The following is a 13,256-nucleotide window of genomic DNA, read 5'->3' as shown; positions in this document are numbered from 1 at the left end:
GAACCTGGTCGGTTCGGGGCGTTTCCCTCATCGTGAATCAGCTGTTGACACCTGAGTGAACTACTCGCGACAACCAGAACGCGCCAGGAATCCGCCTATAGCAACACCTGACAAAGCAATGGCTGCGCCGACGACGGCGCTGACCATCACCGTGCGAGCATCTGTGCCGCCCGCTGTCGGTGCAGCGGCCGGAAGAACCGCCGGTGCCGCGACAGCTCCGGAGACTACCGGCGCGCCTTCGACCGCCACTGCCGGTATTGCCGCCGCCACGGCGGCAGTGACCTTCTCGGGGATGCCGTTGGCAATGACGCCGTCGATGCTCTTGAAGAACACCCCGGCCATCTTCTTGGCTACACCGGTGATCATGCGCTGCCCGACGCCGCCGACCATCCCGCCGACCACGGCATCGGCGTCATACGAAAGCAGCGTGCCACCCTCGTTCTCCGTCAAGGTGACCGTGACGTCCGCCTTCACCGTGCCGGGAGCACCAGCCCCCGAAGCCGTCATGACAAACGAATTGGGCCGATTCTGTTGCGACAGAACAACCTCGCCGTCGTAGACGCCCTTGATCGACGCAACTCCGGCCATGATGGAGAGCTTGTAATGATTGTCTGTGAGCTGCTCGAGCGACTGCACACCGGGAATGGTCGCGGCCAGTACACGACCGTCCTGGAGCTTGTCGTAGACCTCTTCGCGAGGTGCCGTCAACTGCGCGGTGCCGGCGATTCTCATGAATTCTCCTCTGATGACGAACCCGCATGTGCGAGTCGAAGTTCGAACAGTTCGGACGGTGAAATGGGCATGGACGTGATCGAGATTCCTTCGGCGTCCTCGATGGCGGCCGCGATGACGGCGCTGGTGGGGATCACACCGGCCTCACCGGCACCCTTCATTCCGAGTGGGTTGAGCCCTGACGGCGTGACGGTGTGATCCATCTCGAGCGAATCCGGCATCTCGGTGACGAACGGCATCAAGAAGTCCATGTACGACGCGTTGAGCATCTGCCCGTGCTCGTCGTAGACGATCCGCTCGTAGAGTGCGCCGCCGATACCTTGCGCAACTGCGCCCATGACCTGGCCTTCTACGATGCGGGGGTTGATCACGTTCCCGCAGTCGTGGATGACAACGTAACGACGGACCGTGATCTCGGCTGTCACGGGATCAGTTTCGACGATCGCCGCGTGCACTCCCGAAGCGAAGGTGGAACTGGGCGGCGAGTAGTAGCCTGTTGCTTCCAGACCGGGCTGCTCACCCTCGGGAATCGGCGGCTTCGACATGTCCGTGTCGGTCTTGGCGAAACCGGTGGCCAGCTTCGACTCACGGTCGAACGCATATCGTAGCGGGTTCGACAGCACGGCAACAACACTCAGCGGTACGGACGTACCTTCCACACCGGCTTCGGTGCCGATCTTGCACACGTGGCCTTCCCGGAGTTCCAGTTCGGTTTCCGGCAGATCCAAGATTCCGGAGGCGATCTTCTTCGCCTTCTCCGCGACCATCTGCGCCGCGACATGGAAGGCCGAACCCGACATGACCGCACCACGCGAGGCGAAAGTGCCTACGGCATAACCGAACCGGCGGGTATCACCCGTGACGATCTCGACGTCGGAGACCTTGACTCCGAGATCGTCCGCGACGATCTGGGCGAAGGCGGTCTGATGGCCTTGGCCTTGCGTCGTCAAGCCTGTTGCCGCCTTGACCTTTCCGGACGTCTCGACCACGACGTGTGCACCCTCGTAAGGCCCCGGGCCGGTTCCCTCGACGTACGCACCGATACCGATGCCGACCGACCGCCCTTCGGCGCGAGCCTTCCTCTGGTACTCGGGAAATCCGTCCCAGTCGATGAGCTTCTTGAGCTTGTCGATGCCTGCCTGGTAGTCGCCCGTGTCGTAGATCAACGGGCGTCCGTCCTGGAACATCAGGCCGAAGTCGTACGGCATGTCCTCGGGGCGAATGAAGTTCGCCTCCCGCACCGCGATCTTGTCCTTGTTCAGGTACTTGGCGATGGCGTCCATGGATCGCTCCATAGCGAACACGGCCTGCGGACGTCCGGCGCCGCGGTACGGGGTCACTATGACCGTGTTGGTGTACAGCGAATAGGCGTTGACCCGGAACGACTTCGGCTTGTACGGCCCGAGAACCTGCGTCGCGGTGTTGATCATGACGATGATCCCGTACGGCAGGTAGGCACCGTTGTCGTGCCAGAACGTGAAGTCGAACGCCAACAGACGACCCTCGTCGTCGAATCCGATGTCGACCTTCTGGATCTGCCCACGCTCGTGCGCGCTCGAGATGAAGTGCTCACGGCGATCCTCGACCCACTTCACCTCACAGGAGATGCCGGCCTGGCCGAGGCGTCGAGCGGCCCACGTGATCATCACTTCTTCGGGCCACGGGTGAACGATCTTGACGCCGAATCCACCGCCGACGTCAGGAGCGATGCAGTGAACCTTGTTCAGCGCCATCCCCAATCGCGCGGCGATTGCGGCGCGGGCGGACGTGGAGGTCTGGGTGGAGGTCCAGAACGTGAGGGTGTTCTCGTCGCCGTCCCAGCGCGCGTAGACACCCTTGCCCTCCATCGGCATGGAAGCCGAACGCTCGATTTCGAGATCCAGCGTCAGTCGGTGCGGCGCGGCGGCCAGTTCGGCATCCAGATCTCCGAACCCGTGCTGCAGGTGAGCGGCGACGTTGTCCGGAACGTCGGCGTGGACGGCGTTGGCGGCGGTGCGAGCGACGTCGATCCCCACTACAGGCTTCAGCGCCTCGTAGGTGACGTCGATCTTCGCGCAAGCGTCCTCGGCGATGTACCGGTTGTCGGCGACCACCATGGCGATGGCTTCGCCGACATGCTTCACCTCGTCCTTCGCGAGGGGATACCCGTTGCGCGGAGCGATGATTCCCGGATGCGGAATGAGCAGTGGCAGGTTCTCCGCCATTTCCGGCGTGTCGGCCAGGAGATCTTCGTAGGTGTAGATGGCATGCACACCAGGCACTTCCAGCGCCTGGTCGATGTCGATGTCGATGATTCGCGCATGAGCGTGCGGCGACCTGACGAATGCCGCGATCAGCGCGTTGTGGCCCAGATCGTCGAGGTATCGCCCCTGACCGCTGAGCAGACGCGTATCTTCCTCGCGCGGAATCGGTTTACCGAAGAACTTGCCGTCGTCGGCAACCGAATGATCGGCCGTCGAATGATCGGAAGCCGGGTGCTTCGCCCCGTTGCGCTTTGCTGGTTTGACCGGAGTACTCATGCCTTACCCGCCCGTCCTCCGACGGGATTCGTCGTTCCCCGCACCTTGCGATCCAACGCCTCCCGAGTGGACGCGTCGTCGATTCCGAGCGGGAACTGCCCGGCCCGTTCACGCTTGATCTCGGCTGCGCGCAGAACCGACGCCCTGATGTTCTGGTATCCCGTACAACGGCAGAGGTTTCCCGCGATCGCGTCGGTTGCTTCCTCACGTGTGGGATTGGGGTTCTCCTCGAGAAACGCCGCGATGGTCGTCACGAATCCCGGTGTGCAGAATCCGCACTGCAGACCGTGACAATCCTTGAACGCCTGCTGAACCGGATGCAAAGTACCGTCCGGCTCGACGAGGCCTTCGACGGTCGTGATCGATCGACCTTCGAGGCTGGCAGCGAGGACGAGGCAGGACCGAACCGGCTTTCCGTCGAGCAGCACGGTGCATGCACCACACACGCCGTGTTCACAACCGACGTGCGTGCCCGTCTTACGGAGGTGGTGACGAATGGCATCCGAAGCCAAGGTGCGGGAGGGAAGAACGACGGTGCTCGTCACCTCGTTGAGCGTGAACGTCACGGCCACATGGTGCTCACCGGTGTCTGCTGCCAACTCGGCAAGTTGATCATCGATGGAGCGATCGTTTTTGGACATTGTCACCACTTTCCTGCCAGTACTGCGTTCTCACTGAGAGCATCCGTTGCCGCCGCGAAGCCGACCCGCGCCGTGAGCGCGGACACCAACTGCGAGCGGTACGCCGCCGTCCCGTGAATGTCTGCCTCGGTATCTATCTGCGCGCGGGCGCATTCTCCGAGAGTGCGCCATCGCGGGTCTCGCTGATCCGTCGCGGACGCCCCCGCCAGCACGTCCGTGTAGTCCACGACCTGCCCCAGCTCTCCGGCGGACACGTACGTCATGTGCGCTTCGGCCACCAGACCGTCGACCACGCGAATCCGGGCGACGACGCCGACCAGTGCATAGTCACCGTGACGACGCGCGATCTCGTCGATGGCGGTCCCCACTCCGGGTTCGGCGCCGGGCACCGACACCGACACCGCGATCTCGTCCGATTCCAGGCTCGACTCGAGAGGACCGGCAAAGAGATCCGTCGACGCGATCTCGCGGGTGCCACGCACCGACTGGACGGTCACGCTGCCGCCGAGCAGTGTCAGGACTGCCGGCATCTCCGCCGACGGGTCGGCATGGACGATGGAACCGACGCTCGTCCCGCGGTTACGGATCGTGGGGTGCGCTACCAACTGCAGAGCACGGTTCAGTAGAGGCTGAACTCGACGAGCACCTTCGTCGGCCGCCAGCACCGAGTGCGTGGCCAGGGCCTGGAACCGCACTCCTTCGTCTTCGGACGAGGTCACCGAAGCGAGGTTCGGGATCGATCCGATGTCGACGATGTGGGCGGGCGCGGCGAGGCGCATGGACAGCAGCGGCACAAGCGATTGCCCACCGGCGAGCACCTTCCCCTCGTGAGAGACCTCGGAGAGGATTCGGCACGCGTCCTCGACCGAGGACGGTCGGTGATAAGTCAGCGGCGACGGTTTCATTACTCAATCCTGCCTCTATGAGTCACTTCACGTTTTGTGCAGATGTGACAACGGTCACGGGTCATACCTGGCATACATTCAACTTGGCATCACGTGAGCTGCGCCACGGGCTCTTCCCGTTCGTCATCTGACGTATCCGGACCCGTCGTGGAGCCCGGTCGCCTGCCGGGCTCCGGCCTGTTCAGTTCGGGGTTCCTGGACCCGACGAACTGGCAGAAGTGGTACATCACGATCAAGACGATGGTGCCGAGCGCGATGCCTCCGAGTGAGAACGTGTCACTGAACTTCAGAGCCGTGTCGCCGATACCGATGATCAGACCGGCGGCGATCGGCATCAGATTCAGCGGATTCCCGAAGTCGACACCGTTCTCTTTCCAGATCTTGGCGCCGAGCAGACCGATCATGCCGAACAGAACCACAAGAATTCCGCCGAGAACGCCGCCGGGAGTCGCCGCCATGACCGCCCCGAACTTGGGGGAGAAGCCGAGCAGGATCGCGATGACACCCGCGATCACGTACGCGGCGGTCGAGTACACCCGAGTGGCCGCCATGACACCGATGTTCTCGGCGTGTGTCGTCGTGGGAGAGCCGCCTACTGCGCTGGCGATGGCGGTGGCAAAACCGTCACCGGCAATTGCGCGTCCGATGTACGGGTCGAGATCGTCGCCCGTGATCTCGGCGACGGCCTTGACGTGACCGGCGTTTTCCGCGACCAGTGCGATGACACCGGGAAGGACCAGAACGATGAACGTGAGGCTGAACGAGGGAGCGTGGATACCGACGATTCCGTTGGCTTCGTCCGAGAACGGCGGCAACCCGAACCATGACGCCGAGTGCACCGAATCCCAGTTGACACGAAAGTGCTCGGTGGGTGCTCCACTACCGCCGGCGGACGTGATCGGACCGGAGACCCGGTCGAGGACCCACGAGAAGATGTAGCCGAAAACCAGCGCGACGAGAATGGCGATACGTCCCAGGAAGCCGCGTAGCGCAACGCTCATCACGATCAGGGCAACCATCACGATCAGTGCCACCCATTGGTCCTGCGGCCAGTACAACCCCGCGACAACGGGCGCCAGGTTGAAACCGATCAGCATCACCACAGCGCCGGTGACCACCGGCGGTAGCGCTTTACTGATGACGCCACCGCCGAGAAAGTGGATGGCGATGCCGACGAATCCCAGAACCAACCCCGACACCAGAATCGCACCGGTCACTTCCGCCGTCGTTCCACCCTGAGCACGAATAGCGGCAACGCCGCCGACGAAGGCCGCCGACGTACCGAGGTAACTGGGGACGCGTCCTTTGACCACCAGGAGGAAAAAGAGCGTACAAAAGCCCGACATCATCACGGCAAGTTGAGGATTGAGCCCCATGATGATCGGGAAGACGAACGTCGCGCCGAACATCGACACGACATGCTGGCCACCCAACCCGATGGTTCTTCCCCAACTGAGTCGCTCGCCGGGAGCGACCACTTCACCGGGTCCGATGTTCTTTCCGTCTCGGTGCAACGTCCAGATCGGCATGACGAGACCTTTCGCGAAGGAGGAAGGTGTTCGAAATGCTTTGTGCCCCAGCTCACAAACACCGTGTCTGGAGTGAAACGCTAATGCAGCAATCAGATTTGGACGTGATGACAATCTGCCAGAACCCACTCGCCGAGATTGGCAACAATGGTGGCAGATGACGCGGGCAGGGGTCATCGTCAGTGCTGGAGACAGTTTCGACCGAAATGAGGACCGCGCCGCGAAGGGTCCAAACATTTTCTTCGGCTCAATGATTCCGTAACACGATGTCTGTCAACGGAAAACGAGGCACCTAGCCCAGGGCTGCGAGGATCCCTGCTGCCATCTCCGCGACCTGATCGTCGGTCATGACGAACGTCGGCGAAATCTGCATCGCACCCTGACCCGCCGCGCGACCCGAAATACCGTGCTCACGCAACGTCTTCACGAACGGCAACGCCTCCGCCGGATCAGCCAACTGCACCGCAGCGACCGCACCGAGCCCACTACGAACCTCCGCCACTCGCGGATGCTCGGCCAACGGCTGCAGATGCGTATGCAACGACGCCTCCAGACGCTTCGACTCCCCAAGCAAATTCTCACGCTCGAGAATGTCGAGGTTCGCCATCGCCGCCGCAGCAGCACCGGCATGCCCGCCGTACGTGTAACCATGACGCCACCACGAACCCGCATAGAACGGCTCCGCCACCCGCGGCGCGATGAACACCGCACCCATCGGAACGTAACCGGACGTCAAACCCTTTGCCGTGGTCATCATGTCGGGCTGCAAATCGAAACGGGTGGACGCGAACCACTCGCCGCCGATACGACCGAAACCGGTCACGACCTCGTCGACGACAAACAAAATGTCGTGCTCGCGGCAGATGTCGCGCACCTCGGCCAGGTACCCCTCCGGCGGAAGATACACCCCACCGGCACCGATGATCGGCTCCGCGAAGAACGCGGCGATCTTGTTCGCACCGATCCTCTCGATCAACTCGAGCAGACTCTTCGCATCATCCCAGCCGACCGTGGCCGCATCCGCCATCAGCTCGCCGTAACCCTCACGGTTCACCGGAATACCCGCCAGAGCCGTTCCCGCAACATGCATTCCGTGGTACGCCTTCTGACGACCGACGATGATCACCTTCTCCGGCTGCCCCACCTCGTGCCAGTACCGGCGAGCGAGCTTCGCCGCAGTGTCCACCGAATCCGAACCACCCGAAGTGAAAAAGATCTTGCTCCCGGCAACCGGCGCGATCTTCGACAACCGCTCCGCCAACACCTGCGTGGTCTCGGGAACAAAATCACCGAAGTTGGAGAAATGAGCGATCTTCGACAACTGAGCCGCCACCGCATCCGCGATCTCCGTGCGCCCGTGCCCGACATTGGTGAACCACAGGCCCGCCGTCGCATCCAGATACCGAGTGCCCTCGCGGTCCCAGATGCACGCGCCCTCACCGCGAGAGACGACAAACGCGCCGTTCTTCTCCACAGCGCCCATGTCCGCGAACCCGTGCCACAATGCCGAAGCCATCGTCGTTCTCTCCCAACTGGATACGTTCGAAATAGATTAGGTCAGTTCACGCGGAGTGCGGGAGGAAGAACCCGCTCGACCCACTGGGTTGCCTGCTCGAATGCGTAGGCGAGTTGGAGTACGTCCACGTCGGCTCCGTGCCGACCGATGATCTGGATACCCATGGGAAGCGAACGATCGTCGAAGCCGACCGGCATCCCCGCAACCGGAACCCCGGCCATCGTCCAGGGAACAACCGTCTCCATCCACCGGTGATACGTGTCCATCGACCGCCCGTCGACGGTCTCGGGCCAGTGAGTGTTCTTGTCGAAAGGAAACACCTGAGCACTCGGCGCGAGAATGTAGTCGTAGGTTTCGAACATCTTGGTAATGGCCGACAGCCAGCCGTTGCGGGCCTCCGCAGCCTTGGTCACGTCGAGTGCCGAGAGGGTGACCGCATGCCCGAGTTCCCACAACAGTTCGGGCTTCATCAACTCACGCAAACTCGGATCGTTGTACTGATCGATCAAACCGAGCTGCGCCCACCAACGCCATCGCAGGAACAGTTGCCAGATGTCCTCGGGTTTGAAGTCAGGAAGCGCAGCCTCGACGCGGCACCCCAACTGTTCGAAGACCTCGAACGAGGATTCGCACAACTCGAGAACTCCAGGTTCGGTTGCCAGGTAGCCGTTCCAGTCACCGACCCATGCGATCCGAGAGCCCTTCAGATCCCGTGCGAGGCTTTCGGTGAACACAGCGGGATTCTCACGAATCCCCAACGGTGCATAGGCATCCGGTCCCGCCATCGTGGAGAGCAGGTGAGCCACGTCGGTGACGGTTCGGCCCATCGGACCCACAACAGCGCCCTGAGCGATGAATCCCGTCTCCGGTATCCGACCCCAGGAAGGTCGAAACCCAACAACGTTGTTGAACGCCGACGGGTTTCGGAGCGAACCCATGTAATCGCTTCCATCAGCCACCGGCAGCATGCGAAGCGCCAACGACGCTGCGGCGCCTCCGCTGCTACCGCCGGCAGTGCGCGAATTGTCGTACGGCGACACCGTCGTACCCCACACCGGGTTGTACGTCTGCGATCCGAGCCCGAACTCCGGTGTGTTCGTCTTGCCGATCACGATGGCACCGGCAGACTTGATCCGCTTGACGAACAGGTCGTCCTCTTCGGCGATTCGATCCGCGAACATCGGCGACCCGGACGTGAACGGCAGACCCTTGGCTGCCGAAAGATCCTTCACCGCATGCGGAAACCCGTGCATCCAACCGAGATACTGCCCACTCGCCAACTGCGAATCACGCTCGCGCGCCTCCGCCGTCAATGCTTCCCGATCCCGCAATGCGACGATCGCGTTCACCGCCGGGTTATGAACTTCGATCTGGTCGAGGTAGCTGTCCATCACCTCGACACACGACACTTCACGCCTGCGTATCAGACCACTGAGCGTGACCGCATCGGCCATGACGAGCTCGCGATTCTCGGGCGCACCGGAAACGCTCTCGTCGACAGGGTCAGCAGCATGAACCATCGTGAATCCTTTCAAGCAGTGAAGTGGGTTGCGCCGGCAGAATCTCGGTCGGATTCGCCGCCACCGGCAACTGATTCGAGGACGAATTACCGGTGGCGGCGCGCGACTGTCGAAGTTTCCAGCGAGGTTCTTACCGGCTACTGACCGAGATCGACGATGGCGGCGACAGGGCCGCCACCCTCGGGGCCCTGATGCGCTGCCGAGACCGAGACGAACACTGCCGGATCACCGGTGACAGCTGCCGTGACTCCACCTACGCACGACTTGATCTGGCGGTGCCAGTGCACATCGGAGTCGTCGAGCATCGCATTACGACGGCCGCGGACCGTTCCGTCCTGGCTGGCCTCGCACTTCAAGAACACGTTGACGAGTTGACCGTCCAGGTCGCTCGAGTGCGGCCGCTCCGGAAGTTCGAGTCCGGCGTCACGGATCGCCGCCCAGATGCCGTCCTGGTCGAGCGGATCCTTCATCACGCTGTGGCCGATCCGGTAGCGTCCGCCGACGCCACGTGCGTTACCGACGACAACGATCTGAGCACGGTCCAACTCGACGCCGGACGAGCAGGATGCAACAGAGGAGAAGAGCTCGCGGCTGTGCATGACATCCTCGTCGGTCGGCATGTCGATTTCGCCGAGTGCAACCGCGATTCCGAGCGCCGTACCGCCGTTGGACAGGTCCATCGACTCATGAGTCTGTTCGGTCCACACGGTCTTGCCGCGACTCTTGGCGTCACGGATGGTGTGGATTGTCAGCAACGGAGTCTTGGTCTGTACGTAGTGCACGTCGGCGGGATCGGTGATTCCGGCATCGGCCATCGCATCTTTCACTGCCGCAGCTACTTTGGTGATCATTGCGGTACGACCGATGTCCTCGGGCAGCAGCTGCTCACTCATGGCGACACCCACGGTCAGTCGCGGCTCGTCGGTCTTGGTGACCTTGTCTGCCGGTACCGTCGCGAAGATCGTCGCGTGCGGGCTGATCACACCGTCCGTGCCGCCTGACCAGACGATCGGCACCTCCGCCACCTCTTCGGGGCTGCGATTACCCTTGGCGGAGAGAACCTCTCGAAACGCTCGGTCCGCGATGATTCGCGTGTAGTCGTTGACGCCGCCGTTACCCTCGGTTTTGCCGATGACTGCAATGACGCGGTCGGCCTCGAGGACACCGTCGTCGATCAGCTTGGCGAGCTCACTGGCGTCGGAGACGCTGTGTAGCGGAACCTTACGGACCTCGATTGCTTCGGGCATTGGCATCTCCTTGTATAGGGAATCGTGGAGGCAAAATTGGGCCTTGACAGCTCCTGGCGCCCAGCCCAGCCGAGCGGTTCGGAACTGCCATGCCGACCACGCTATGACGACTCGAACCCTTCGGCATCGTCAATAGTTGCCCAAACGAAAACCGCGATTGGTTATTTCGACTCCAATTCACCGGTTGTGCGCCGCCCCATCGGTTCTCACTTACGATTCGACCATGGACACCACTGTTGTCGACCATCCGCTGGCGGCATCGCTGCTCACGACCATGCGCGACGCTCGCAGCGACAACGCAACTTTCCGGTCCGCCTTGCGCAGACTGACCCATATGTTGGTCTACGAGGCCATGCGCGGCGCAGAAGTGGAACAGTTCGACATCGAGACGCCAGTTGCTCCGACGCTGGGAGTGCGGCTGGCAAATCCACCGCTCCTGGTACCGGTCTTGCGAGCGGGCCTCGGCATGGTCGAGCAGGCGAGTGCCCTTATTCCGCAGGCAGGTGTCGGTTTCGTGGGAATGGCACGAGACGAGAAGACACACCAACCGGTTCCGTATCTGGAGTCCCTTCCCGCTGATCTGTCGGGCACCCCCGTCTACGTCCTCGATCCGATGTTGGCGACCGGTGGATCCATCATCCGCACAATCGATCTGCTCATTGCACGCGGAGCCACCGATGTGACTGCAATATGTGTCGTCGTGGCTCCGGAGGGGATCGAAGCACTGAGGAACTCCGGACATCCAGTCAGGCTCCTCACTGCGAGCATCGACGACGGCCTGAACGAAAATGCTTTCCTGGTACCTGGACTCGGAGACGCGGGCGATCGCCAATTCGGACCACGGTAGTTGGCAGACATACGGAGAACCACTCATTTCGAGAGGCTATTTTCGTCAACTGTTGACAATGTTCGTCGCGTGATCGAGCGTAGTCTCGCGACATGGATAGATCTGCCAAATATTCGAGCGAAGAGCTTCAACATTTGCCAGAAGGTGGCGACTACAGACTGACGGTTCGGGATGTCCTCGAGCTGCCCAGTCTGCGTGGAGCCGAAATCCTTGCCGGGCACGGGGGCTTGCGCCACCTCGTTCAATCGGTGAACGTGATGGAAGTACCGGACATCCTCGCTTGGGTGAAGCCGAACGAACTGTTGGTGACAACCGGGTTCCCGCTGCGTTACGGGCGAACCGGAGAGCTTCTCGACGATACAGATCTCAGCGACCTCGTCGACGGTCTCGCACGCCGAGGAGTCGCGGCACTTGCCGTTAAAACGGGCCGCTATCTCGACGAACTGCCGGAAGCCATGCTGCACATGGCAGAGCAGCGAGGGCTGCCGTTGTTGGTTCTTCCCGTCACCGCAGGATTCGACGAGGTGATCTCGGAGGTCTTCACCAAGTTGGTGGCGAAGCAGTCTGCGGCACTCGACATTGCCGATCGTCTTCACCGCTCGTTGACGTCGATCGTCTTGGAAGGTGGCGATCTACCCCAGATTGCCGCGGAATTCGCCGCGCTTTTCGACGTCAGCGTTCTCATCTGCTCGCCGGACGGAAGAGTGTTGACGGAGGCCGGAGATTCAGCCGCGCTGAACGCGCTTCCGTTGTTCGAAAGCACCGGTCGGTTCCTGACCGAACGGGTCGCTGTCGGTTTACAGAACGCGCCCAAAGGATTTCCTGGTCAGTTGGCGCTCACCCGGGTGGTGGCCGGCGGCACCGACCACGGCCGAATGGTCGCGTACGCCGGCACCCACGAACTCGGCGCGGTTGTCGTCCAAGCGCTGGAGCGAGCGGCCACCGTTGCTGCGCTGGCCGTCACCAAGCAGCTGGCAGTTGCGGCAGTGGAATCCAAATTCCGCGGCGACTTCCTCCGCGACGCACTGATAGGTGAAGCCGGCTCGCCGGCGGAAGTGAGCGCGCACTTCACCCAGTTGGGGTGGGATGTCACTCGTCCACTTGCCGTAGTGGTTGCAGAACTCGACGTCGATCACCCGGAATCCCAGCACGCGAATTCCACGCGCACGGACCAAGATCGACTCAGCGACGGCTGGCAACAAGTGGTACGCACCCACGAGCGGACGGCACCCTCCGTCGGGTTTCGACACGAGGTGGTCACGCTTTTCCCCACCAGCACCGACCGTGCGGTTCGGGACATCGAAGGGTTGGTGCGCAAGGTTGCCGGAGATCGCACCAGCGGCCGCCGCTCCTTCAGCACGGGGGTGAGCCGGGTGATCTACTCCCTGGCCGATCTACCTGCTGCCTACGACCAAGCCTGTACGGCCGTGGTCGTCGGCCGACGTATCAACGGGCCGGGCCAGATCGCGCACTTCGACGAACTCGGCGTACACCGACTCCTCTCGCTCCAGACGGACAAGAGCGAACTGCGTTCGTTCACCGATGACGTTCTGAAGTCCCTGTCGGCGGACAACGCCGAAGCCGCAGATTTGCGTCTGACACTCCAGACGTTGCTCGACTGCAATTGCAATGTCGCCGAGGCGTCCCGGGCACTGCATATGCACTACAACACTTTGCGATACAGAATCGGAAAGCTGGAGAGCGTCGTCGGATCGTTCACCGACGACCCCGTCCTTCGATTGAACGTCTCACTCGCCCTGCAGGTCATGAAGATGCACGAGATGAGCTGACAGAACGCCC

10 protein-coding genes are annotated in these 13,256 nt (G+C 62.1%); 2 read left to right on the top strand and 8 right to left on the bottom strand.

What is annotated here, in order from left to right; genetic code table 11:
* Window positions 1–60: 60 nt before the first annotated feature.
* From EEB12_RS15970 to EEB12_RS15935, 8 genes are all read right to left on the bottom strand, one after another.
* Complete coding sequence (locus tag EEB12_RS15970) at window positions 61–732, bottom strand: SRPBCC family protein (RefSeq protein ID WP_003946004.1); 672 nt, start codon at window positions 730–732, stop codon at window positions 61–63.
* The gene (gene cutA, locus EEB12_RS15965; RefSeq protein ID WP_060939376.1) at window positions 729–3,251 is read right to left on the bottom strand and encodes an aerobic carbon-monoxide dehydrogenase large subunit; all 2,523 of its coding nucleotides are present in this window, start codon (window positions 3,249–3,251) and stop codon (window positions 729–731) included. Before cutA ends, EEB12_RS15970 begins: the two co-directional genes overlap by 4 nt.
* Window positions 3,248–3,892, bottom strand: a complete 645-nt coding sequence (locus tag EEB12_RS15960; protein ID WP_029256750.1) for a (2Fe-2S)-binding protein — start codon at window positions 3,890–3,892, stop codon at window positions 3,248–3,250. Before EEB12_RS15960 ends, cutA begins: the two co-directional genes overlap by 4 nt.
* 2 nt (window positions 3,893–3,894) lie before the next feature.
* The gene (locus tag EEB12_RS15955) at window positions 3,895–4,797 is read right to left on the bottom strand and encodes an FAD binding domain-containing protein (protein WP_019746091.1); all 903 of its coding nucleotides are present in this window, start codon (window positions 4,795–4,797) and stop codon (window positions 3,895–3,897) included.
* Between the two features lie 89 nt (window positions 4,798–4,886).
* Window positions 4,887–6,326, bottom strand: a complete 1,440-nt coding sequence (locus tag EEB12_RS15950; RefSeq protein WP_141488103.1) for a uracil-xanthine permease family protein — start codon at window positions 6,324–6,326, stop codon at window positions 4,887–4,889.
* Window positions 6,327–6,618: 292 nt separating this feature from the next.
* The gene (locus tag EEB12_RS15945; RefSeq protein ID WP_141488102.1) at window positions 6,619–7,842 is read right to left on the bottom strand and encodes an aspartate aminotransferase family protein; all 1,224 of its coding nucleotides are present in this window, start codon (window positions 7,840–7,842) and stop codon (window positions 6,619–6,621) included.
* 41 nt (window positions 7,843–7,883) lie between these two features.
* On the bottom strand, window positions 7,884–9,362 hold the full coding sequence (locus EEB12_RS15940; RefSeq protein ID WP_020971405.1) for an amidase: 1,479 nt from the start codon (window positions 9,360–9,362) through the stop codon (window positions 7,884–7,886).
* Between the two features lie 137 nt (window positions 9,363–9,499).
* Window positions 9,500–10,609, bottom strand: coding sequence for a ring-opening amidohydrolase (locus EEB12_RS15935; RefSeq protein ID WP_003946033.1), 1,110 nt, complete (start codon window positions 10,607–10,609; stop codon window positions 9,500–9,502).
* A gap of 223 nt (window positions 10,610–10,832) precedes the next feature.
* On the opposite strand from EEB12_RS15935, the gene upp reads away from it, so the two are divergent.
* The gene (gene upp / locus EEB12_RS15930; protein WP_019746096.1) at window positions 10,833–11,456 is read left to right on the top strand and encodes a uracil phosphoribosyltransferase; all 624 of its coding nucleotides are present in this window, start codon (window positions 10,833–10,835) and stop codon (window positions 11,454–11,456) included.
* A gap of 92 nt (window positions 11,457–11,548) precedes the next feature.
* A complete protein-coding gene (locus tag EEB12_RS15925; protein WP_141488101.1) occupies window positions 11,549–13,246 on the top strand; it encodes a PucR family transcriptional regulator in 1,698 nt (565 codons plus the stop codon).
* The last annotated feature ends 10 nt before the right edge of the window (window positions 13,247–13,256 follow it).

This window comes from Rhodococcus sp. WS1 (assembly GCF_003797745.1).
Classification (GTDB): domain Bacteria; phylum Actinomycetota; class Actinomycetes; order Mycobacteriales; family Mycobacteriaceae; genus Rhodococcus_F; species Rhodococcus_F erythropolis.
Note: the sequence above shows the minus strand (reverse complement) of the source record. Positions and strands in the feature narration are given on the sequence as shown.

What these genes read in the sequence shown, in the direction of transcription:
- EEB12_RS15970 (WP_003946004.1), bottom strand. Translation starts at nt 732, where the DNA reads ATGAGAATCGCCGGCACCGCGCAGTTGACGGCACCTCGCGAAGAGGTC.
- cutA (WP_060939376.1), bottom strand. Translation starts at nt 3,251, where the DNA reads ATGAGTACTCCGGTCAAACCAGCAAAGCGCAACGGGGCGAAGCACCCG.
- EEB12_RS15960 (WP_029256750.1), bottom strand. Translation starts at nt 3,892, where the DNA reads ATGTCCAAAAACGATCGCTCCATCGATGATCAACTTGCCGAGTTGGCA.
- EEB12_RS15955 (WP_019746091.1), bottom strand. Translation starts at nt 4,797, where the DNA reads ATGAAACCGTCGCCGCTGACTTATCACCGACCGTCCTCGGTCGAGGAC.
- EEB12_RS15950 (WP_141488103.1), bottom strand. Translation starts at nt 6,326, where the DNA reads ATGCCGATCTGGACGTTGCACCGAGACGGAAAGAACATCGGACCCGGT.
- EEB12_RS15945 (WP_141488102.1), bottom strand. Translation starts at nt 7,842, where the DNA reads ATGGCTTCGGCATTGTGGCACGGGTTCGCGGACATGGGCGCTGTGGAG.
- EEB12_RS15940 (WP_020971405.1), bottom strand. Translation starts at nt 9,362, where the DNA reads ATGGTTCATGCTGCTGACCCTGTCGACGAGAGCGTTTCCGGTGCGCCC.
- EEB12_RS15935 (WP_003946033.1), bottom strand. Translation starts at nt 10,609, where the DNA reads ATGCCCGAAGCAATCGAGGTCCGTAAGGTTCCGCTACACAGCGTCTCC.
- upp (WP_019746096.1), top strand. Translation starts at nt 10,833, where the DNA reads ATGGACACCACTGTTGTCGACCATCCGCTGGCGGCATCGCTGCTCACG.
- EEB12_RS15925 (WP_141488101.1), top strand. Translation starts at nt 11,549, where the DNA reads ATGGATAGATCTGCCAAATATTCGAGCGAAGAGCTTCAACATTTGCCA.